22 protein-coding genes are annotated in these 21,977 nt (G+C 63.5%); 15 read left to right on the top strand and 7 right to left on the bottom strand.

Annotation, left to right across the window (positions count from 1 at the left end; all coding sequences use genetic code 11):
* Positions 1 to 51: 51 nt before the first annotated feature.
* The 8 genes from R2N03_RS16030 to R2N03_RS16065 all read left to right on the top strand — a co-directional run bounded on the left by R2N03_RS16030 (position 52) and on the right by R2N03_RS16065 (position 6,648).
* Positions 52 to 993 (top strand): methyltransferase domain-containing protein, encoded by a 942-nt coding sequence (locus R2N03_RS16030; protein WP_316658691.1) that lies wholly within the window; start codon positions 52 to 54, stop codon positions 991 to 993.
* Positions 994 to 1,187: 194 nt separating this feature from the next.
* Positions 1,188 to 1,703: a DUF2244 domain-containing protein gene (locus tag R2N03_RS16035; protein ID WP_316658692.1), complete on the top strand. Its 516-nt coding sequence runs from the start codon at positions 1,188 to 1,190 to the stop codon at positions 1,701 to 1,703.
* Positions 1,704 to 1,752: 49 nt separating this feature from the next.
* Positions 1,753 to 3,009, top strand: a complete 1,257-nt coding sequence (gene coxB, locus R2N03_RS16040) for a cytochrome c oxidase subunit II (RefSeq protein ID WP_316658694.1) — start codon at positions 1,753 to 1,755, stop codon at positions 3,007 to 3,009.
* A 41-nt stretch (positions 3,010 to 3,050) separates the two neighbouring features.
* Complete coding sequence (gene ctaD, locus R2N03_RS16045; protein ID WP_316658696.1) at positions 3,051 to 4,655, top strand: cytochrome c oxidase subunit I; 1,605 nt, start codon at positions 3,051 to 3,053, stop codon at positions 4,653 to 4,655.
* Between the two features lie 52 nt (positions 4,656 to 4,707).
* Positions 4,708 to 4,839 carry a cytochrome oxidase small assembly protein gene (locus R2N03_RS16050; protein WP_316658697.1) on the top strand — a complete coding sequence of 44 codons (132 nt, stop codon included), beginning with the start codon at positions 4,708 to 4,710 and terminating at the stop codon, positions 4,837 to 4,839.
* 40 nt (positions 4,840 to 4,879) lie between these two features.
* The gene (locus R2N03_RS16055; RefSeq protein ID WP_316658698.1) at positions 4,880 to 5,497 is read left to right on the top strand and encodes a cytochrome c oxidase assembly protein; all 618 of its coding nucleotides are present in this window, start codon (positions 4,880 to 4,882) and stop codon (positions 5,495 to 5,497) included.
* A 4-nt stretch (positions 5,498 to 5,501) separates the two neighbouring features.
* On the top strand, positions 5,502 to 5,714 hold the full coding sequence (locus R2N03_RS16060) for a DUF2970 domain-containing protein (protein WP_316658699.1): 213 nt from the start codon (positions 5,502 to 5,504) through the stop codon (positions 5,712 to 5,714).
* Between the two features lie 73 nt (positions 5,715 to 5,787).
* Positions 5,788 to 6,648 carry a cytochrome c oxidase subunit 3 gene (locus R2N03_RS16065; protein WP_316658700.1) on the top strand — a complete coding sequence of 287 codons (861 nt, stop codon included), beginning with the start codon at positions 5,788 to 5,790 and terminating at the stop codon, positions 6,646 to 6,648.
* A gap of 121 nt (positions 6,649 to 6,769) precedes the next feature.
* Here R2N03_RS16065 and R2N03_RS16070 read toward each other — a convergent pair whose 3' ends face one another.
* Entirely contained in the window at positions 6,770 to 6,979 is a 210-nt protein-coding gene (locus R2N03_RS16070; RefSeq protein WP_316658701.1) for a twin transmembrane helix small protein, read from the bottom strand.
* A 55-nt stretch (positions 6,980 to 7,034) separates the two neighbouring features.
* On the opposite strand from R2N03_RS16070, the gene R2N03_RS16075 reads away from it, so the two are divergent.
* The 5 genes from R2N03_RS16075 (at position 7,035) to R2N03_RS16095 (ending at position 11,235) form a co-directional block, all read left to right on the top strand.
* Positions 7,035 to 7,814, top strand: coding sequence for an SURF1 family protein (locus R2N03_RS16075; RefSeq protein WP_316658702.1), 780 nt, complete (start codon positions 7,035 to 7,037; stop codon positions 7,812 to 7,814).
* A 53-nt stretch (positions 7,815 to 7,867) separates the two neighbouring features.
* Positions 7,868 to 8,515: an SCO family protein gene (locus tag R2N03_RS16080; RefSeq protein WP_316658703.1), complete on the top strand. Its 648-nt coding sequence runs from the start codon at positions 7,868 to 7,870 to the stop codon at positions 8,513 to 8,515.
* Positions 8,516 to 8,518: 3 nt separating this feature from the next.
* Complete coding sequence (locus R2N03_RS16085; protein WP_316658705.1) at positions 8,519 to 9,610, top strand: COX15/CtaA family protein; 1,092 nt, start codon at positions 8,519 to 8,521, stop codon at positions 9,608 to 9,610.
* Between the two features lie 10 nt (positions 9,611 to 9,620).
* Positions 9,621 to 10,562 (top strand): heme o synthase, encoded by a 942-nt coding sequence (cyoE, locus tag R2N03_RS16090; RefSeq protein ID WP_316658707.1) that lies wholly within the window; start codon positions 9,621 to 9,623, stop codon positions 10,560 to 10,562.
* A 70-nt stretch (positions 10,563 to 10,632) separates the two neighbouring features.
* Positions 10,633 to 11,235, top strand: coding sequence for an SCO family protein (locus tag R2N03_RS16095; protein ID WP_316658708.1), 603 nt, complete (start codon positions 10,633 to 10,635; stop codon positions 11,233 to 11,235).
* Positions 11,236 to 11,302: 67 nt separating this feature from the next.
* Here the strand turns inward: R2N03_RS16095 and rpoH are convergent, their stop codons facing one another.
* Both rpoH and R2N03_RS16105 read right to left on the bottom strand, forming a co-directional pair.
* Positions 11,303 to 12,223, bottom strand: a complete 921-nt coding sequence (gene rpoH, locus R2N03_RS16100; protein WP_428984421.1) for an RNA polymerase sigma factor RpoH — start codon at positions 12,221 to 12,223, stop codon at positions 11,303 to 11,305.
* Positions 12,224 to 12,422: 199 nt separating this feature from the next.
* Complete coding sequence (locus R2N03_RS16105) at positions 12,423 to 15,347, bottom strand: diguanylate cyclase domain-containing protein (RefSeq protein WP_316658709.1); 2,925 nt, start codon at positions 15,345 to 15,347, stop codon at positions 12,423 to 12,425.
* 229 nt (positions 15,348 to 15,576) lie between these two features.
* Here R2N03_RS16105 and R2N03_RS16110 point away from each other — a divergent pair, with 229 nt between their 5' ends.
* Entirely contained in the window at positions 15,577 to 15,981 is a 405-nt protein-coding gene (locus tag R2N03_RS16110; RefSeq protein ID WP_316658710.1) for an OsmC family protein, read from the top strand.
* A gap of 14 nt (positions 15,982 to 15,995) precedes the next feature.
* On the top strand, positions 15,996 to 16,865 hold the full coding sequence (locus R2N03_RS16115; RefSeq protein ID WP_316658711.1) for a pirin family protein: 870 nt from the start codon (positions 15,996 to 15,998) through the stop codon (positions 16,863 to 16,865).
* A 14-nt stretch (positions 16,866 to 16,879) separates the two neighbouring features.
* Here the strand turns inward: R2N03_RS16115 and ybiB are convergent, their stop codons facing one another.
* The 4 genes from ybiB to R2N03_RS16135 all read right to left on the bottom strand — a co-directional run bounded on the left by ybiB (position 16,880) and on the right by R2N03_RS16135 (position 21,635).
* Entirely contained in the window at positions 16,880 to 17,890 is a 1,011-nt protein-coding gene (gene ybiB / locus R2N03_RS16120) for a DNA-binding protein YbiB (RefSeq protein WP_316658712.1), read from the bottom strand.
* A 726-nt stretch (positions 17,891 to 18,616) separates the two neighbouring features.
* Positions 18,617 to 19,420, bottom strand: a complete 804-nt coding sequence (locus R2N03_RS16125; protein WP_316658713.1) for an ABC transporter ATP-binding protein — start codon at positions 19,418 to 19,420, stop codon at positions 18,617 to 18,619.
* Between the two features lie 19 nt (positions 19,421 to 19,439).
* Complete coding sequence (gene ntrB / locus R2N03_RS16130) at positions 19,440 to 20,291, bottom strand: nitrate ABC transporter permease (RefSeq protein ID WP_232041863.1); 852 nt, start codon at positions 20,289 to 20,291, stop codon at positions 19,440 to 19,442.
* Between the two features lie 63 nt (positions 20,292 to 20,354).
* A complete protein-coding gene (locus tag R2N03_RS16135; RefSeq protein WP_232041864.1) occupies positions 20,355 to 21,635 on the bottom strand; it encodes a CmpA/NrtA family ABC transporter substrate-binding protein in 1,281 nt (426 codons plus the stop codon).
* Between the last annotated feature and the right edge of the window lie 342 nt (positions 21,636 to 21,977).

Here is a 21,977-nt window from a genome sequence, read left to right on the forward strand (position 1 = left end):
AAACAACCGGCCGGTATACTTGCGAGCCGCAGCTCCCGCCCTGTCTTGCTGATGTCCGATCCCATCCTCACCCGTCCTGCCGCTTTGCGGCGCGCCTTCGATCGTCGCGCCAAGCGCTTTGCCGACGTGGATTTCCTGCTGCGCGAAGTGGGGGCTCGGATGCAGGACCGGCTCTCCTACATCAAGATGGCGCCAGGGCGTGCGCTAGACATCGGCTGCGGCCTGGGGCAAGGGCTGGCGGTGCTGCGAGCCCAGTACCCGGACGCGCAGATCTGCGGTGTGGACTGGTCGGCCGCCATGCTGGCGCGGGCGCGGCAACTTGATCCGCAGCGAACCGATGCCGGCTGGCTTGGCCGGCTGCTCAAGAAACGGCCCGTGTTCGACTTCGTTCAGGCCGATTTTCGTGCCCTGCCGTTTGCCAGCGCCTCGTTTGACCTGCTGTGGTCGAACCTTGCGCTGCATTGGGACCCCGCCCCGCACGCGATCTTCCCGGAATGGCACCGTATTACGGCCGAGGGCGGTTTGCTGATGTTCAGCCTGTTCGGTCCCGACACCCTGCGCGAACTGCGCAGTGCACTGGCGGGTATCGACGGGGACGTTCACACGCTGCGCTTCGTCGACATGCACGACATTGGCGACATGCTGGTCCATGGCCGCTGGTCCACGCCCGTGATGGACATGGAACAGCTCACCATCACTTACGAGTCGCCGCAGGCGCTGCTGGCCGACGTCCACCTGCTGGGCGGCATGGCCGGCCTCACGGATGACGATGGCCGGAATCTGGCCGGCGCGGGCCTGCACACGCCGCGCTGGCGCCAGCGGCTATTCGACGCGCTTGACGCACAGCGCAACGCCGACGGTGTGATTCCACTGACCTTCGAAGTCGTCTACGGCCATGCCTGGAAGCTGGCACCCAGTCCGCGTCAGGCGCTGGACGAGCACGGCCGCGCCATGATTCCGGTTGATCAGATCGGACGCAAACCGCGCGCCTGAGGCGCATTTCGGCCCGGCAACGGCATCGGCGCCACCTTGTCAAGCCGGGACTTGCATAAAGGCGCTTCACCTTGTTTGGGGTCAATGGCCGTGCCTATAATGCGCCAGTTTGTCGCAGCAGTCCCCCAAAGGCCTTTCCCGTTTTTTGCCACGGGCGAACCGACCGGGTATGCATCCGAGGCAGGAGTGGTTCTATGCAGGACATTGGAATCGCGCTCCAGCCAGCATGCGGCGCCTCCACCATCCCGGAATCGCCGCGGAAGAACTGGCTCTTGAAGCGAAACTGTTCGCTTTCACCCCGCCAGGTCGGCTGGTTCTACCTCTCGATTGTCATTCTCTCGTTCGCGATCGCTACATTCTTTACGTGGCAGGGCGCGTGGTTTGTGCTGCCTTTCTCCGGACTCGAGGTGGCATGCCTGGGCTGGGCGTTGCTGTACCATGCCCGGCATGCCTCCGATTACGAGCACATCCGGCTGGACGCGGACAGGTTGGTGGTGGAACAGGTCTCTGCAGGCCGGAAGGCATGCCACGAGTTCAACGCACGATGGGTACGCGTTGAACTGAAGGGACCGCTGCGGGAGCAGGTCGCGCTGTGTTCGAGCGGCCGCGTCGTTCGGATAGGACGGTATCTCGATCCTGCCGGGCGGCGGCGGCTCGCAGACGAGCTTTCCCGGTGTTTGGGACTTGGGTCGCCACCCCATGTTCCGTGAGTCTCGCGCCGGGGCAGAGTGGAATCTGTAAATTGTGGGACAACGAAAAATGAAAATGTTGAATAAGACATTGGCAAGTTTGCTGGCGGCAGGTTCCCTCCTCGCCCTCAGTCAAACGGCCCTGGCAGTGGAAGACATGCCGGGCGGCCCCGCAGTGCGCCAACTCAATCTCGCGCCCCCGGTCACCAAGATCGCCGCCGAGATCCACTGGCTGCACTGGATGATGCTGATCATCTGCATCGTGATCTTCATCGGCGTGTTCGGGGTGATGTTCTACTCCATTTTCAAGCACCGTAAGTCAGTCGGTCACAAGCCCGCGACATTCCACGAAAGCACCACGGTTGAAATCATCTGGACCATCGTGCCGTTCCTGATCGTGATCGGGATGGCACTGCCGGCCACCAAGGCCGTGGTCGCAATGAAGGACACCACCAACTCCGACCTCACCATCAAGGCCACCGGCTACCAGTGGAAGTGGGGTTACGACTATCTGAAGGGCGAAGGCGAGGGCATTTCGTTCCTCTCTACGCTGACGACCCCCCGCGACCAGATCAACAATCAGGCGCCGAAGAGCAATACCTATCTGATCGAGGTCGACAACGAACTGGTCGTGCCGGTCAATCGCAAGGTGCGTATCGTCACGACTGCCAACGACGTGATCCACTCGTGGATGATTCCGGCATTCGGCGTGAAGCAGGATGCGATTCCGGGCTTCGTGCGGGACACCTGGTTCAAGGCCGAAAAGGTCGGCGTGTACCGAGGTCAGTGCGCAGAGCTTTGCGGCAAGGAGCACGCGTTCATGCCGATCGTTGTGCGCGTACTGTCCCAGGACGATTACACCAAATGGGTCGACGGCAAGAAGAAGGAAATGGCCGCCAAGGCGGACGACCCTAACAAGACCTACACGCTGGAAGAACTCAAGTCGCGCGGCGAGAAGGTCTACACCTCGAATTGCGCGGTCTGCCACCAGCCTAACGGCAAGGGCGGTGGTCCGTTCCCGGCGCTTGACGGCTCGAAGATTGCCAATGGCCCGCTGGCTGACCACGTCAACATTGTGCTGCACGGCAAGAACGCGATGCCGCCCTGGGCTTCGGCACTCAACGATGTGGAAATCGCCTCCGTCATCACGTACGAGCGCAATCACTGGGGCAACCACACGGGTGACCTGCTGCAGCCGACGCAGGTAAAGGATGCGCGTGGCGGCAAGATGCCCGAAGGCGGTGGCGCCAAGACGGCGGCCGCTGAATCCACTGGCAAGGTAACCGCCCAACAAGCCAATGCGGCCCAAGACCGCACCGCTGGCTGATTGATCGTCTGCGTGACGAAACGAATCCAAGGAGTTCTGCGATGAGCACCGCTGTTACGCACCCGCAAGATCACGCGCACGGTCATGGAGACGACCATGCGCACGACCACCCGCATGGCTGGCGCCGTTGGCTGTTTGCGACCAACCACAAGGACATTGGTACGCTGTACCTGCTGTTCTCTTTCACGATGCTGCTCTCGGGCGGTACGTTGGCCTTGTTGATCCGCCTCGAGCTGTTCCAGCCGGGTCTGCAGTTCTTCCGTCCCGAGCTGTTCAACCAGTTCACGACGATGCACGGCCTGATCATGGTGTTCGGCGCGATCATGCCGGCCTTCGTGGGCTTTGCGAACTGGATGATCCCGCTGCAGGTTGGCGCGTCCGACATGGCGTTCGCGCGGATGAACAACTTCAGCTTCTGGCTGCTGCCGCCTGCTGCAATGCTTCTCGTGGGCTCGTTCTTCGCACCGGGTGGCGCCACGGCTGCCGGCTGGACGCTCTACGCGCCGCTGTCGGTGCAGATGGGCCCGGGCATGGACATGGCGATCTTCGCGATCCACATCATGGGTGCATCGTCGATCATGGGCGCGATCAACATCATCGTGACCATCCTGAACATGCGCGCGCCCGGCATGACGCTGATGAAGATGCCGATGTTCTGCTGGACGTGGCTGATCACGGCGTACCTGCTGATTGCCGTCATGCCGGTGCTGGCAGGGGCGATCACCATGGTGCTGACCGACCGCCACTTCGGCACGAGCTTCTTCTCGGCTGCCGGCGGTGGTGACCCGGTGATGTACCAGCATATCTTCTGGTTCTTCGGGCACCCCGAGGTGTACATCATGATCTTGCCGGCGTTCGGCATCATCAGCCAGATCGTGCCGGCCTTCGCGCGCAAGCCGCTGTTTGGCTACAGCTCGATGGTGTATGCCACGGCTTCCATCGCCATCCTGTCGTTCATCGTGTGGGCCCACCACATGTTCACGACCGGCATGCCCGTGACCGGCCAGCTGTTCTTCATGTACGCAACGATGCTGATCGCGGTTCCGACCGGCGTGAAGATCTTCAACTGGGTGGCCACCATGTGGCGCGGCTCGATGACGTTCGAGACGCCCATGCTGTTCGCCATCGGCTTCATCTTCGTGTTTACGGTGGGCGGCTTCACGGGTCTGATCCTGGCCGTGGCCCCGATCGACATCCAGCTGCAGGACACGTATTACGTGGTGGCGCACTTCCACTACGTGCTGGTGGCCGGTTCGCTGTTCGCGCTGTTCGCAGGCTTCTACTACTGGGGTCCGAAGTGGTCGGGCTACATGTACAGCGAGACGCGCGGCAAGATCCACTTCTGGGGATCGATGATCACCTTCAACCTCACGTTCTTCCCGATGCACTTCCTGGGCCTGGCTGGCATGCCGCGCCGCTATGCCGACTACCCGCAGCAGTTCGCCGACTTCAACGCCGTGGCGTCGATCGGTGCGCTGGGCTTCGGCCTGATGCAGGTGTATTTCTTCTTCTTCGTGGTGCTGCCGTCGTACCGCGGTGGCGAGAAGGCCGCCGACAAGCCGTGGGATGGCGCTGAAGGCCTGGAGTGGACCGTGCCGTCGCCGGCGCCGTTCCACACCTTCGAAGAACCGCCCCAAGTCAAGTAATGCAGGGGTCGCGAGGCCGGTCATCCCCGGCCTCGCGCACTGCCGGACAACGATGTCGAATCCAGACAAAAACCCGACGCCCGAGCAACGTGCCGCGAATCGCCGCCTGGGATTCATCCTCGCGACCATCGCGTTGGTTTTCTTTCTGGGTGTGATTTTCAAACGCGTGGCGTTCGGCGGCTAGCTAGGTATGCCGCGCGTCGATCGCTAAACCGAGACCGTATATGAGCCAGACGCCAGCCGGGCCGAACACGACACAAGACGGCCGCGACGAGCAGGCTGCCGAGCGCGGCCTGAACCGGTCCATGCTCGGCAAGCTGGCCGTTGTGGTCGTGTTGATGTTCGGTTTCGGCTACGCAATGGTGCCGCTCTACAAGAAGATTTGCGAAGTCACGAACATCAACGTGCTGAATACGCGTGATGAGGACGGCGGCGCTTTGCGGAACACGCAGGTCGACAAGACGCGCACGATCACGGTGGAATTCGATTCGAACAGCCAGGGGCCGTTCCGCTTCCGCCCGGTGAAGAACAGCATGGACGTGCACCCCGGCGAGATCAACCAGATCGTCTACGAGGTGGTGAATAAGGAAGGGCGTACGGTGCAAGCGCAAGCCATTCCCAGTTACGCCCCCAAGCAGGCGACCGAGTTCTTCAAGAAGATCGAGTGCTTCTGCTTCAAGCAACAGACCCTGACGGCCAACGAATCGCGCGAAATGCCGGTGGTGTTTGTGATTGATCCGGATCTCCCCAAGGACGTGAAGACCATCACCTTGTCCTACACTTTCTTTGAAATCCACGCGCCGTCGTCCATTGCGCCGACGATGCCGGGCAAAGGAACGTGAGGACATGGACGAACTGAAAGACGCGACCAAGCGACGCGCGTCGTTTGCACAGACGATGAAGGCGGTGTTCTGGTCTTTTTTCGGGGTGCGCAAAGGGCGCGATCATGATCGCGACATGGCGCAGTTGAACCCTGTGCACGTGATCATCGCGGGCATTCTGGCGGCGGTGTTGTTCATCGTCACGTTGTTGATGATCGTACGCGCGGTGGTGGGTTGAGGAGACGGCCTACGCAGGACGGGCCGGGCAACACCGAATGGATTCCTAAAAAAATAGAGCTGGAGAAAAAGAGATGAGTGCGAATCGAGCGAACGCTCCGTACTACTTCGTGCCCGGACCGTCGCGGCATCCGATTACGGCCAGCATTGGTCTATTGATCGTGCTGCTGAGCGCTGCGGCGTGGGTCAACGCGCAGCCGTGGGCACCGTGGACATTCCTGATCGGCCTGCTGTGGTTCCTCTTTGTGCTGCGTGCGTGGTTTGCCGATGCCATCTCCGAATCCGAGGGCGGCAAGTACGGTGAACGCGTGGATGCTTCGTTCCGCTGGTCGATGAGCTGGTTCATCTTCTCGGAAGTGATGTTCTTCGCGGCATTTTTCGGCGCGCTGTTCTATGCCCGCACCATTTCCTTGCCTTGGCTCGGCGATCTGAACAACAAGCTGTTGTGGCCCGACTTCAATGCCATGTGGCCCAACGCGGGTCCGGCGGGTACCGTGGCGCCGTTTACCACGATGGGCCCGTGGCCGATTCCGACCATCAACACTGCGCTGCTCCTGACGTCCGGCGTGACCCTCACATGGGCACACCACGCGCTGCGTGAAGGCAAGCGGGCTCAGGTGATCCAGGGCCTGCTGCTGACGATCTTGCTGGGCGTCACGTTCATGGGCTTCCAGGCGTTCGAGTACATCCACGCGTATCACGAACTGAACCTGAAGCTCACCTCGGGCATCTATGGTTCGACGTTCTTCCTGCTGACGGGCTTCCACGGTTTCCACGTGACGATGGGCGCGATCATGCTGTCCGTCGTGCTGGGCCGCGTCATCAAGGGCCACTTCACCGCCGAGCATCACTTCGCATTTGAAGGCGCCGCGTGGTATTGGCACTTCGTGGACGTCGTCTGGCTGGGTCTGTACGTCGTGGTGTACTGGCTCTAAGGTGGTCGATGCGGGGTGGCGTGTCTTGCGCCCCGCAGTTCCTCAAAAATGCCGCAGTCGGGACACCGCTGCGGCGTTTTCGCTTTCTGGCACGGCGAGTGGGCCGATGGCGTTGCCGCGGCTAAGGACCTGTGGGAATGCCCGTACTGTGTATCCACCCCAGCCGGTTCGCTACCAGGATGAAGATGAACAGCGCAATCGAAAAGCCGACGCGGAACATCAGCGAGCGAACGGTGCGATTGCTCTGCCCCTTGTCCCGCATGAGAAAAAACAGCGCGGAGGCAAGGCTGCCGAGGATCAGCAAAAATGCGATGGCAACGAAGATGCGCATGGAGGGTTGACGGGTTGGAAGTCGATGCTGTGCATTATCTCACTCGGGGTGCGCAATGAACGCGCGGGTGCCACTGCGCCAATGGTTTGCGCCCGTGCCGATGCTGGCGGGCATCGTTCTGATTGCGCTGACGTGTTCGCTGGGCCGCTGGCAGCTCTCCCGGGCGCATGAGCGCATCGACCAGCAGACACGCATCGAGGCGTTGCAGCATGCGCCGGCGCAGCGAATCACTGCACAGCCGGTGTCGGCTGATGCCGTGCTGTATCGGCCGGTGATCTTGCGTGGCACCTTCGACGTGGCCCACACGGTACTGCTCGACAATCGACCGCACACCACGCATGGCGTATCCCGCCCGGGGTTTGAGGTGCTGATTCCGCTGATACTGGAAGGAGCCGGAGCGCGTGCTGTGCTGATCAACCGGGGCTGGCTGCCGCGTGACCCGATGGACCGCACGCACATCGCGCCGTACGCCACGCCGGCGGGCGAAGTCCAGGTGGAAGGGATCGCTGTGCCACATGCGAGCCGCGTCTTCAGCCTGGGTCGCCATGACGGCGCAGATGAAGTCGGCCACCGACTTAGGCAGAATATCGACCTTGACGGCTTCTCGCGCGAAATCGGCATGCCGCTCCAGCCATTCGTGGTCGAGCAGCAATCCGACGCGCCGGACGGTCTGGCGCGGGATTGGCCTCGCGCAGACCTGGGTGCCGACCGCAATTACGGCTATGCATTCCAATGGTTTTCGATGGCGGTGGCGGTGCTCGCGTTGATGATCTTTTATAGTGTGCGGCGCTATCGGCACTTGAGCCGCGCGGCCACCTCCTCCGACGCGGCCTGAACAGGAAACACACGTTGCGGCTTAGTGCCGCAGATGAAAGTATTAAGGATCACATGTTGAATCAGGAATCCGCGCCCGGCACGCTTCAGGCTGCAGTCGACCCGCGCATCGACGCACGCACCCGCCGGGGTCGCTTGATGATGTTGTTCCTGCTGCTGGTCTGCGCGTCGCCGGTGATCGCGTCGTATCTGGCGTATTACGTCTTCACGCCAGCCGGCGGCAAGGCGGCGTATGGCTCGCTTGTCGATCCACAGCGCCCGATCCCCGCCGGTTTGATGGTGCAGGACGAGCACGGCGCCGAGGTGCCGCTCGCCAGCCTCAAGGGCAAGTGGCTGATGGTCTCGGTGGATGGCAGCGCCTGCGCCGACAACTGCGCGCGCAAGCTTTTCACGATGCGCCAGTTGCGCATCGGCCAGGGGCCGGACCGTGATCGTATCGTGCCCGTCTGGCTCGTGACGGACCGCGGGCAGATCGATTCCCGCCTGACCACTGCGTACAACGACGACTACGCTGCCGTGCGTTTCTTGCGCGCGCCCGACCTGCCGAAGGATTGGCTTGGCGATGGCAAGACACCCGCTGCCGACCACATTTTCCTGATTGATCCGCTCGGCAACCTGATGATGCAGTTTCCGAAAGACCCCGACCCGAAGAAGGTGCGCGGCGACCTCACGCGGCTGCTCAAGTACTCGCGCATCGGCTAAACCATGTTGCTGCAACTCGCCTCCATCGGCATCCTGATCGCGCTGATTCCGCTCTGCTACGTGCTGGTCAAGGGAGATCGAAACAAGTACCGCAAGCTGGTGTGGATCACGGCGTTTCTCACGCTTGACCTGATCATGTTCGGCAGCTTCACGCGGCTGACCGATTCGGGTCTTGGCTGCCCGGATTGGCCCGGCTGCTACGGTACGTCGAACCCGTTCCATGCCCGTGACGACATTCATGCTGCGCAGGTGGCCATGCCCAGCGGTCCCGTCACATGGATGAAGGCATGGATCGAGATGACGCATCGCTACCTTGCGCTCGCACTGGGTGTGCTGATCATCACGCTGGTCGTTCTGGCCTGGGTCAAGCGCAAGGAGCTGAAGCAATCGCCTTGGTACGCCACGGCTGTGCTGGCGTTGGTGTGCGTGCAGGGCGCGTTTGGCGCATGGACCGTCACGCTCAAGCTCCAGCCTGCGATTGTGGTGACACATCTGCTGCTCGGCATGTCGTTGCTGGCGTCGCTGATCTGGCTCGGCAGCAAGAATGACGCACCGCGCATGGTCGACAGCCGAGGGGCGTCGCTGCGCACCGCCGCGATCATCGGGCTGGCGTTGCTGGTCGCGCAGATCGCACTGGGTGGCTGGGTCAGCACCAACTATGCCGTGCTGGCGTGTACGGATTTCCCGTTGTGCAATGGGCAGTGGGTGCCCCCGATGGACTTCGCGCATGGCTTCACCTTCTGGCGGCAGCTCGGCAAGACGGCCAGCGGCGATTTCATTTCGCATGACGCGCTGGTGGCCATTCATTGGACGCATCGCGTCTTCGCTGTGGTCGTGCTGAGTTACCTTGCCTGGCTTGGTGCGCGCGCGCGGCGCATTGCCGGCATGGGCGGTGTCGCGACCGTACTGCTGCTTGTGCTGGCGGTGCAACTGGCGACGGGCCTGTCGAACATCGTGCTCGGCTGGCCCTTGTTGGCCGCGGTGGCGCACAACGGCGGGGCGGCGGTGCTGCTACTGCTGATGGTGCGTCTGCATTACCTCATCGGGCTTGCGCAGGCACGCGCACCGATACCTGCGGCGGTGGCCGCCGTCTGATCGAATTTCTATGAATACCGTGGCTTCTCCCTCGACCTCTACTCAACTCTCGGGCTGGCGACATACGGCGTCGCAGTATGCGGCGCTCACCAAGCCGCGCGTGACACAGCTCGCGGTCTTTTGCGCTGTGATCGGCATGTTCCTGGCGACGCCGGGCATGGTGCCGTGGTCGGTTCTCATTGGCGGCGCGGTCGGTATCTGGCTGTTTGCCGGTGCCGCATTTGCCGTCAACTGCCTGGTCGAGCGCAAGATCGACGCAATGATGCGCCGCACCGCATGGCGCCCGTCGGCCAGTGGCGAGCTCGGTACGCGGCAGATTCTGTTGTTCTCGTTCGTATTGGGCGGCGCAGGCATGTGGACGCTCCACGTGTTCGCCAACGACCTGACGATGTGGCTGACGTTCGCCACCTTCATCGGCTACGCGATCATCTACACGCTGCTACTCAAGCCCGCCACGCCGCAGAACATCGTGATCGGCGGCCTGTCAGGCGCGATGCCGCCGGCCCTGGGCTGGGCCGCGGTGGCCAACAGCGTGCCGGCCGAGGCGTGGATCCTCGTGCTGATCATCTTTACCTGGACGCCGCCGCATTTCTGGGCGCTCGCGCTGTACCGCCGCGCCGATTACGCCAAGTCCGGCCTGCCGATGCTGCCGATCACACATGGCGAGAAATACACGCTGCTGCACATCCTGCTGTATACGCTCATCCTGATCGCCGCGACGATCCTGCCGTTCGTGTACGGCATGAGCGGCTACATCTATCTGGCCACGGCGCTGGTGCTCGGCTTGGGTTTTCTGGCCTATGCATGGCGCATGTATCGCAACTATTCCGATGCGCTGGCACAGAAGACCTTCCGTTACTCGATCGTCTATCTGTCGATCCTGTTCGCAGCGCTGCTGGTGGACCATTACTTCAAGTTCGGCCCGGCGATGCCGCAGGTCGCGGCGCTCTGACACACGCGACCGGCCGCAGTCACGTGCGGCTGGCGATACCCTACAGCGGCCTGTCTTCAACACGATGACCATGCATTCTTTCCGACATTTCCGCACCGTCCTGCTGGCCGCGTTGGCCGCCGCCGTCCTGATGCTGGGCGGTTGCAGTGACAAGCCCGCCTTCAACAATCTCGACATCACCGGTTCGAAGAGTTTTGGCACCGATTTCTCACTGACTGACCACACCGGCAAACGCCGCACGCTTGAAGATTTTCGCGGCAAGGTCGTCGTGATGTTCTTCGGCTACACGCATTGTCCTGATGTCTGCCCGACCACGCTGGCCGAGCTGCGCGCCGTGATGGACACGCTCGGCAAGGATGCCGACCGCGTGCAGGTGCTGTTCGTGACCGTTGACCCTGAGCGTGATACGCAAGACCTGCTGGCCAAGTACGTGCCGGCATTCGACCCGCGCTTCATCGGTCTGCGGCCGGCCAACGAGGGCGAATTGCAGAAGGTCGCGAAGGACTTCAAGGTGTTCTACAGCAAGGTGCCGGGCAGCTCGCCCGACAACTACACGATGGACCATACGGCCGGCAGCTACATGTTCGATCCGAAGGGCAACCTGCGACTGTTCATCAAGCACGGTCAGGGCCCGGAGCCGATCGCGCACGACATCAAGCTGCTGCTCGATTGATCCGTACGGTAACCGTCCAAAGAAAAAGCCCGCCGATTGGCGGGCTTTCTCATTCGATGAGGGCAGCTTAAGCAAAAGCCTGCAACGCACCCTTCATCTTCTTCATCGCGGCCGCTTCGATCTGGCGGATGCGCTCGGCCGATACGCCAAACTCGTCTGCGAGTTCGTGCAGCGTGGCGCCGCCCGATCCGTCATCGTTCACGTTCAGCCACCGGGCCTCGATGATGCGGCGGCTGCGGTCATCCAGCTTGGCGAGGGCGGTTTCGATGCCTTCGCTTTGCATGCGATCCTGACCGCGCGATTCCAGCACGCGCGTCGGCTCGTTATGCGTGTCGGCCAGGTATGCGATCGGGGCGAAGGACTCCTCGCCATCGTCCATCTGGCCTTCGAGCGCAATGTCGCCGCCCGAGAGGCGCGTTTCCATCTCGCGGACCTCGGCGCCCTTGACGTTCAGTTCGGCCGCGACGGCGTCGATCTCGTCTGACGTGAAGGTCGCCTGCGCGTCCTGTTTGTGGCTGCGCAGGTTGAAGAACAGCTTGCGCTGGGCCTTGGTGGTCGCCACCTTGACCATGCGCCAGTTCTTCAGGATGTACTCATGCATCTCGGCCTTGATCCAGTGCATCGCGTACGAAACGAGCCGCACGCCCTGGTCCGGATCGAAGCGCTTGACGGCTTTCATCAGGCCGATGTTGCCTTCCTGGATCAGGTCGGCATGCGGCAGGCCGTAGCCGAGGTACTGGCGCGCGATCGACACGACCAGCCGCAGGTGCGAAAGCACGAGACGGCGTGCCGAATCGAGGTCGTCGTGGTCGCGGTAGTTGCGGGCGAGGCGCTGTTCTTCTTCGGCCGACAGCATCGGCACCCGATTGACGCTCTGGATATAAGCGTCGATGTTCCCCAGGTTGCCAGGGAACGCCAGGGCCCATCCGTTGCCGGACGGCTGGGTGGCGATAGCGGAAGTGGTGCTCACGGGAATGACTGCGTTCACTCAGGACTCCTGTCGAAATCCAGTGGAGATTTGAAAAAGCATCTTAGCACTCCAACTGGAAGAGTGCTAATAAGACCTTTTGGGTCGATTGATAGTTCCCGTAAATCGCATGTGATGAATCAATAGTGTGATGTTTGCGCCGCAACATTGCCGGCATCGCACCTCTTCATAGACCGCTCATTCGGGGATGCGTTCGCTGCTAGGCAGCCGTGTCGCGCCCGCGCGATTTGGCCCAGTAGAGCGCGCGGTCCGCCTCCCGTAGCGCCACGTCGGCATCGCGGATGTCGGGCCCAGGACACGACACGCCAATGCTCGCAGTCACGTGCAATACCGCTCCGCCCGGCAGGGTCATGGGCGAGCGAATGGCGTTGACGGCCTTCTGCGCGATGCGCAGCGCATCATCGGGCGCATCGATTGGATCGAGCAGAATGACGAATTCGTCACCCGCGAGTCGGGCGACGGTGTCCGTGCGGCGCATGGCGCGCTGCAGGCGCTGGGCGACCTCGACCAGCACAGCGTCGCCTGCGGCGTGGCCATAAGTGTCGTTGATGTGCTTGAAGTGATCGACATCCAGATACAAGACACCCATGGCCGCAGGCAGGCGCGCACGTCGCTCCAGCCCGGCGCGCAGGCGCTCATAGAGCTCGTAGCGGTTGGGCAGCCCGGTCAGGGCGTCGAAGCGCGCCATGCGCGAAAGTTCCATCTCGCTACGTTTGGCTTCAGTCACATCCTGCACAAAGGCATAGACGCCGCAGCGCCCCGCAGCGGTGTCCACATCCGAGGTGTCCGGAACGAGCTGGCCCCGCAGATAGCGCGTACGGTCGCGCGGGGCGTCGGGATGCGGTCTTTCATACCACGGGGCGTTGATCTCGAAGTCCACTGATTCGCCTGCCACCGCGCGTGCCAGATACGGTGCGAGTTGCTTGTAAGTATGTGGGGTGAAGATGTCCTCGGCATGCTGCCCACAGACCGCCTCTGGCGGGCGCTGCAGCCAGCGCGCATGCGTGGCGTTGCAGAACGTGAAGACGCCATCCGCGCTGATGTGGGAGACCAGCAGCGGTGCATTGTCGAGCACCAGCTTGAGCGCACGTTCGCTGCGCGCCAGGGCCCGTTCGGCGGTGGTGCGCGCGGTCAGGTCTTGCAGTACCGAGAAGTAGCCGCGCAGGGTGCCGCGATCGTCGTAATCCGGAAAGTAGTGGCCGCTCAGGTAGCGCGGCGAGCCGGTGCGCAGGGAGGTGATCTCGAACTGCACCGGATAGCCGGCCAGCACCTCGGTCATGTAGGGCAGCAGCGTGCGGTAATCCTCGGCGGTGTAGATGTCGCGCACGTGATGGCCGAGCATCTGGCCCTCCGTGCGGCCGAAGGCTTCAAGCAGGGTACGGCTGGCGAAGCGGAGGATTCCGTCGGGGTCGACGTAGCTGAGCTGCGCGGGCACGTTGTCGGCTACCAGGCGAAGTTGCTCGCGGCTGGCGCGCAGGGCATCCCGGCGTCGCTCGAGGCTCTTGTTGGCGGTGCGCAGCGCACGCTCGGACTCGGCCAGGCGGTTGGCGAAAGGCCGCACCATCAGCCGGATCACGAGCACGCTTCCGATCATCAGGCAGAGGATGAGTGCGGCCAGCCGCTCGAACTGCGCGCGCATGGGGGCATACAGCTCGGCACTGGCGATCTTGCTGATCAGCGCCAAGCCCGTATCCCCGATGGGGGTGTAGCTGAACGACGTTGGCATGCCGTGGATGTCCTGCCACTGGCCAAAGCCTGACTGGCCGGCCAGTGCAAGGCGCGACGGTAATGGCCGGTGGTCGAACGTGAGACGCGGCAACTCGAACACGGAGGTATCGAAGCGTTGCGGGTACGACATTGCGCGCCCGTGTGCGTCAAAGCCGGACATTGCCAACGTCTCGGTCAGTCCAGCGCCGCGTGCGCTGGCGTACCGGGCCGTCAGATGCGCGAGCGGCTGCTCCGTGACGAGCCAGCCGAGCGGCACGCCGTCCGCCACCACAGGGGTTTCGGTACGCATGGCGAACCCGCCTACCCATTGCAGTTGAGTCCGTTCCGACGCACGACCGATATGCAGCGTGACCGCCAGGTCGGGCTGCAGCGCTTGCGTCCCCAGGCTGACGATGCCTTCACCCTTCAGCGTACGCAGTTGCAGGTACGAAAACCCTTGTGCACGGTAGGCTTCCAGCGCGCTGGCGCCCCGCAGACGGCTCGCATTGTCATCGGGGTGGCGCAGGAGATCCTGGATGCGGCTGGCAGCGGCAATCAGCCGCGGGCGCTCAGCGCGCAGGGTCAGCACCTGGTTGAACTCCTCCGCGTAGGCAGACAGCGCGCGCGACCGTGTGTTGCCGAACAGCTTGCTGGCACTGTCGACCTGGATGATGAACGCGGTGATGGTGGCGCCGAGCCCCGCCAGCACCACGCAGCCGCCGGTGATCCACACGATGGTGTCTTCTGGCGACAGCCGCAAGCGTAACGCCCCGGGATGCCTCGCCAGCGCCACGCACAGCACGCCTCCACCCAGCAGCAGCGTGCAAGCGGCTGCCACATCGGGGGCACGCCACGTCAGCCAGGCCGGGTACAGGTACTCAAGCGCCATGGCCTGGCCGAGCAGATCTCCGGCACAGAGCAGCAGCGCTGCACCAACGAGCGCCCACAACCAGTGCGCGCGACGGGGTGTCTCCAGCGTCGGCACGCAATAGAGCGCCATCGCAGCCATTGCGAGCGCCAGCGCGTGGCTCGCATGCATGCCACCGATCCATCCTGTCAGCCAATGGTGATCCAGCCACACATGCACCTCAGGAAAGTCGAGCGCAACCGGCCAGTCGGTGATCCACTCCAGCAGGCTCAGCGTGCAGAGTGCTGCGGTAACGCCTCCCGCCGCGCGCGCGATCCGGTCCGGCCAATGTGCCGAGGGCCGCAGCGTACCGAGCGCCAGCGCGCTCAAGCCGGCGCCCAGCAACGCCCAGTCCAGGCCGGTGGCGAACACGCTCGGCAGCCGGTCACTGCCCAGCCTGACCGCCCAAGGCCAATGCCGCAGCCAGCCGGCCATGACAGTCAGCCCGAGGAGCGCGAGAAGGGAGCCGATGCCGCCAGCAGCGGCGGCAAGCGGGCGGCGAGAAACCATGCAGGTGATGTATCCGTCGGGCCGTCCGGGACGAACATGTCCCATCCGGAAGATCGGCGTAAAAGCGCGCCGCTTGAGCGTTTTGGGGCAGGTGTGCACGCAAAATTGCCATGTCGCGCGTGCGATGTGACGGATGCATCGTGGCATGCGATGCACCGCGCACCTCACGTGGCGTCACGCAACTTGGCTACACTGCCCGGATATCGTCGAACCGCTATCAGGAGCCGCCATGACCATCGTCGTCAGCAAAGACACCGAGGGACTCTTCCGCCACAGGATCACGTTTCCGGAAGGCGTCGTCTATGCCGATGTACCCAAACCGGCCGGCGAGGGCAGCGCCCCCGACCCGCATGCCTACTTCGACGCCGCCTTGGCAAGCTGCAAGGCCCTGACTGTCTCGCTCTATGCCCGCCAGCGCAAATACCCGCTGGAGTCGATCGACGTGGCGGTCGAGCATGACGGCAGCCAGGAGCGCCAGGGCCGCTACAAGCTGCGCACGGTTCTCACGCTGCATGGCGACCTGACCGACGAGCAGCGCGCTGACCTCCTTCGCGTGGCGGGCAAGTGCCCCGTCCACAAGCTGATGACCGAGGTCGAGATCAGCATCGATACCGAACTCGCCGAACGCACCTGAGCGGGATTCACGCCATGACTTCGATCCAGCACATCATCGGCCCCCACGTCCGCGACCTGGGTGGATTCTCCGTCAAGCGCGTGCTGCCCTCGGCGGCGCGCCAGACGGTCGGGCCGTTCATCTTCTTCGACCACATGGGCCCCGTCGATTTCGCCCCCGGCGAGGGGATCGACGTGCGCCCGCACCCGCACATCGGGCTGGCCACCGTCACGTATCTGTTCGACGGCAGCATGGTCCACCGCGACAGCCTCGGCAGCGTGCAGACCATCACGCCTGGCGACGTGAACTGGATGACGGCCGGCAACGGCATCGTCCACTCCGAGCGTTCCTCGCCCGAGGGGCGCGAAAAAGGCGCGCGCGTGCATGGCATCCAAACCTGGGTGGCGCTGCCGAAGGATCAGGAAAAGGTGAACGCCAGCTTCGCCCATCACGCCGCCGACACGCTGCCCAAGCTCGAATGCCCCGGCGTGCAGGGCGTGGTCATCGCGGGGGATGCATTCGGGCTGACGTCGCCGGTGAAGGTGAGTTCGCGCACGCTGTATGTGGCGCTGGAGCTGGCGGCCGGTGCATCGCTGGTGATTCCGCCCGAGCATGCAGACCGTGGGCTGTATCTCGTCGAGGGCGCCGTCACCATCGACGGCGAGGCGCTCGACCCGCACCACCTTGCCGTGCTGGAACCCGGCGGCGACGTGACGCTTACCGCGCAGGCATCGTCACGCGTGATGCTGCTGGGCGGTGACCCGACCGACGGCCACCGCCACATCTACTGGAACTTCGTCGCCAGCGACAAGGCCGACATTGAAGACGCCAAGCAGCGGTGGGAGGCCGACGCCTTCGCCCACGTGCCGGGCGAGACGGAGCGGATTCCGCTGCCGTCCAAGTAAGACCAATCGATCAATCAGGCAGCCTGCGCCGGTCGTGCACAGCGCACGATCGCGCGGACCTGCTTGGCGATCGGCTCCGGCACCGGTTGCGTGCCGTCGAGCACCGCGTCAATCCACCGCGCTGTAGCCGCCACGTCCGTCCCCACAGGCAATTCAGGCGGCGCATCGCTCGAACCTTCCACCGCCTCAATCACGGTTTCATGCGCGCCGTCGTGCAGCCACTCTACCGCGCTGCCGCGCCGCGCATCGGCCACCGCCTCGCCTTCGGTGCCGCGCGCGAGCAGCACATTGGCCGGATGGCGCAGGAAGTAATCGGTGAGCGTGTCGCGGTATTCCGGGTGCGTATAGCTCACCAGCCGCAGCGCCTCGTGCGGCGCGTGCCCGCCGATGGGCTGCAGCATCTTCACCACCGTATGGGCCGAATTGCGTAGGCCGACGATCTCGCGCTTGTCCAGCAGCGACGCCAGCTCGGGCGAGAGCACGTCGATCGGCACGAACGCCAGGCGGTCGCTCTCCAACCGCTCGCGGGCGTCATCCATGTGTTCGCAGACGGGCCAGCCGAGCGCTTCAAAGAGCGCCGCCGTGGTGATGCGGCCGTCGAAGCGGCGGATGCCGTGCACCAGCACCGGCACCCCTTCGCGCGCCAGCAGCTTGGCCAGCAGCGGCACGAGGTTCGGCTGGCGGCGGGCGCCGTTGTAGCTCGGGATAACGACCGGCAGCGCGTGCTCGGGCGTGTCCGGTGCCGGCAGCGGCCGGCAGTGCGCATGCGTGGCTTCCAGCATGCCGTCGAGTTCTTCCGGGGTCTCGCCTTTGATGCGGTAGGCCATGAGGATGGCGCCGAGCTGCACGTCGGAGATGCGGCCTTCCAGCATGGCGGTGAAGAGCGCCCGGGCATCGTGCTTGACCAGTGCCCGCGCACCGTCTGCGCCGCGGCCGATCTCCTTGATGAAGCGGGCGGCGGGGAAGGGGCCGTTGGCGAGGGCGTCTTCAGTGGCGGTGTCGGGGAGGATGGGGGGAGCGGGCATTGTTCATGGCGCGGGTGATTGGCTTGGGGTTGATCATAGCGCCGTGGGTTGTGTGCTGGCGCCGTGGGTCGGTGCTTTTTTGGGACTGGTGGTGCATCCCTTGTTTCATCCCCTGCCGGGGCGGGCGGTTGTGGTCCATCCCTTTTTCGTACCCTGCCGGGCACGACCTACTTTTCTTTGTCTTGCCAAAGAAAAGTAGGCAAAAGAAAGGCGCGCCCGAGATGGCGACCCCTTCCTTGAATTTGTGTAAGCGGGCGGAGGCGGGGAAAACTCGCTGCGCTCAGACAGTTCCCCGCCTTTTTTCCGCCCGCTTACAAAAATTCAAGGCGCCATCAAGGGCAGGAACGTCAAAGGCCAAACACACAGCTTGCTGAGCTGAGCGCCGAAACTTGCGCCGAGTGCGGAGCGACAAACGGCGGAAACGACGGGTTCGGCGCGCAAGACGAAGTGCCGCCCAGGCAATAGATGGTTTGCTTTCCCCTTGCCCTAGATGGCGCCTTGAATTTCTGTTGCAGGGAGGAAAAAGAGGGGAGGCCTGTCTGAGCGCAGCGAGTTTGCCTCCCCTCCCTCCCTGCGACATAAATTCAAGGGGAAGTCGCCATCTCGGGCGCGCCTTTCTTTGCTTACTTTCTTTGGCAAGACAAAGAAAGTGAGTCAGCCCCGGCAGGGGATGAAACAGGGGATGGACCACCAAGCAAAAAACAACAAAGCCATCCCCACAGCCAATCAAGCAGCTTCCGCCACCGGATGCCTCTGCTTCCGATACAGAAAATCCAACACCGCCGTCCGACAAGCGTGATAAGTCGGGTCTTCCGCCAACGCCATCCGATCCCGCGGCCGAGGCAGATCCACAGTCATCACCTCACCAATCGTCGCAGCCGGCCCATTCGTCATCATGACAATGCGATCTGCCAGCAGCACCGCTTCATCCACATCGTGGGTCACCATCACCACCGTGCTGCCGGTCGCCGCAACGATCTTCAGCAGTTCATCCTGCAGATGCGCCCGCGTGAGCGCATCCAGCGCGCCAAACGGCTCATCCATCAGTAGCACCTTCGGCTCCATGGACAGCGCCCGCGCAATCCCGACGCGCTGCTTCATCCCGCCAGAGATCTCATGCGGATGCTTCTGCTCGGCATGCGACAAGCCGACCAGCGCCAGCGCCGCATGCGTGCGATCACGCAACTGCGCCTTAGTCTCGCTCTTGCCGAAGACGCGCTCGACGGCGAGATACACGTTGTCAAAGCACGTGAGCCACGGCAGCAGCGAGTGGTTCTGAAACACCACCGCGCGATCCGGCCCCGGCCCCGCAATCTCGCGCTCGGCCAGGATCAGCCCACCCGTGGTCGAACGCGTGAGCCCGGCAATGAGATTGAGCAACGTCGATTTGCCGCAGCCCGAGTGCCCGATCAGCGCGATGCACTCGCCGCGCGCAACTGTCAGGTCGATATCGCGCAGGGCGACGAACGGACCGCGCTTGGTCTTGAACGTCTGCCCGACGTTTTCAATGCGCAGGAATTTGTCTGTCATGGCGCTCCCCCCAATGTCCTCAAACCGCGTCGTACGAGAAGCGCCGCGCAATGGCCAGCAGCGCGTGCTCCAGCAGCAAGCCCACCACCCCGATCACGAAGATCGCGATGACGATGTGCTCGACCTTCAGGTTGTTCCATTCGTCCCACAGCCAGAAGCCGATGCCGACACCGCCGGTGAGCATCTCCGCCGCCACGATCACCAGCCATGCGGTGCCGATGGACAACCGCACGCCCGTCAGCATGTACGGCAGCACCGCCGGAAACAGCACGCGCGTGAACACCTTCCACTCCGACAGGTTCAGCACGCGCGCCACGTTCAGGTAGTCCTGCGGCACGCGCGTGACGCCCACGGCGGTGTTGATGACCATCGGCCAGATCGAGCAGATGAAGATCGCCCAGATGGCCGCCGGGTTGGCCGACTTGAACAGCAGCAGCCCGATTGGCAGCCACGCCAGCGGCGACACCGGCCGCAGCAGGCTGATGATGGGCGAGGCCATTGCATTGAGAAACGCAAACCGCCCGATCAGGAAGCCCGCCGGAATGCCGATGACCGCCGCCATGCCAAAGCCCGCGCCCACGCGCGCCAGCGACGCCAGCACGTTCCAGCCCACGCCCTGATCATTCGGGCCATTGCGATAGAACGGATCGGCAAACAGCGCGACCGCCGCTTTCCACGTCACCGCCGGCGTCGGCAGAGCGGGGATGGCCGTGGCGATGCCCTGCCATGCCAGCACAAACAGCACGAAGCCCAGCACGGGCGGAAAGCCGCGCACCACGGCGGCGACAAACCAGTCGCGCGCAACAAACCGGCGACCTTCATGGGCGGCATCGGACTGCACGCCGGACAACGTTTTGACGAGCGTGTTCATGTCGGACTCCATCGACGTGAGGAACCGCAATCAGAAATTCGGAAGTTCAGGAGGACAGCGGCGTCAGGCTTTCAGCTTGAAGCCGTCGGCATACGCGGCGGGGTTCTTCGCATCCCACACCACGCCGTCGATCAGCTTGGCCGTGCGCATGTCGCTCTTGGGCAGCGGCGTGCCCGTGGCGGCGGCCGCCTGCTTGTAGATGTCGATGCGGTTGATCTGCTTGGCCACGGCCAGGTAATCCGGATGCGCTTTCAGCAGGCCCCAGCGCTTGTGCTGCGTGAGGAACCACATGCCGTCCGACAGGTACGGGAAGTTGACTGCGCCGTCGTGATAGAAGCGCATCGGGTCCGGGTCGTCCCAGGTCTTGCCCAGGCCATTCGAGTAACGGCCCAGCATGCGGTCGAGAATGATGTCCATGTCGGTGTTGACGTAGGACTTGGCGGCGATGGTCTCGGCCGTCTTGCGGCGGTTCGACGCGGATGCATCGATGAACTTGCTCGCCTCCAGCACCGCAGCCGTGAGGGCACGTGCGGTGTTCGGATACTTCTGCACAAACTCCGCTGTGGTGCCGAGCACCTTCTCGGGGTGGTCTTTCCAGATGGCCTGTGTGGTCTCGGCGGTAAAGCCGATGTTGTCGGCAATCGCGCGCGCGCCCCACGGCTCGCCCACGCAGAAGCCGTCCATGTTGCCCACGCGCATGTTGGCCACCATCTGCGGCGGCGGCACGGTGATCGCCTTCGCATCCTGCAGCGGGTGGATGCCGTGCGCGGCCAGCCAGTAGTACAGCCACATCGCGTGCGTGCCGGTCGGGAAGGTCTGCGCGAAGACGTATTCGCGCTTCTCCTTGGTCATGACCGCACGCAGCGATGCGCCGTCCTTGACGCCTGCTGCCTTGAGCTTGTTCGACAGCGTGATCGCCTGGCCGTTGTTGTTGAGCGTCATCAGCACGGCCATGTCTTTCTTCGGGCCGCCAATGCCGAGTTGCACGCCGTAGATCAGGCCGTAGAGCACGTGCGCCGCATCCAGGTCGCCCGACGCCAGCTTGTCGCGCACGCCGGCCCAGGAGGCTTCTTTCGACGGCGTGATCTTGATGCCGTATTTCTTGTCGATGCCGAGCGTGGACGCCATGACCACCGAGGCGCAGTCCGTGAGCGGGATGAAGCCGACCTTCAGCTCCGTCTTCTCGGGCGCATCGGAGCCGGCGGCCCAGGCCCCGGCACGCACCAGCGGATCGATCAATGCCACGGCACTGCCTCCTGCAATCGTCGCCGCGGCTTTCATGATGCTGCGGCGCTTCGGGTTGATCGGGTTGACGAGAGCGTCGGTCTTGTCTGGCGCGGCCATCCATGGCTCCAAAGAAAAGGCGTCCCGACGCGCGCCATCGCCCATCGCCAAGGAAGGGTCGCAGAGCCGTGCGTCGGGACGCCGTTGTCCCATGCCGGTACCTACGTTGGCACCGGCTTCGCAGCGACACTTGCAAGGGGTATGCCAACGTTGAGCAAAGGGTTTCGGCGATCCGGATTCAGAACGCCACGCGCCGAGCTTTTTTCTCGGTGTTCCGAGCTCGGAGCTCGGCATGCGTGGCTTTTTGCTCGGCGAATGGAGCTCAGAGCTCGGCACGTGAGGCTTTTTGCTCGGTGGTTGAGGCCCAGAGCTCGGCGCGTGAGACTTTTAGCTCGGCGGTTG

Origin of the sequence: Ralstonia condita (genome assembly GCF_958405655.1) — a bacterium.
GTDB lineage: Bacteria > Pseudomonadota > Gammaproteobacteria > Burkholderiales > Burkholderiaceae > Ralstonia > Ralstonia condita.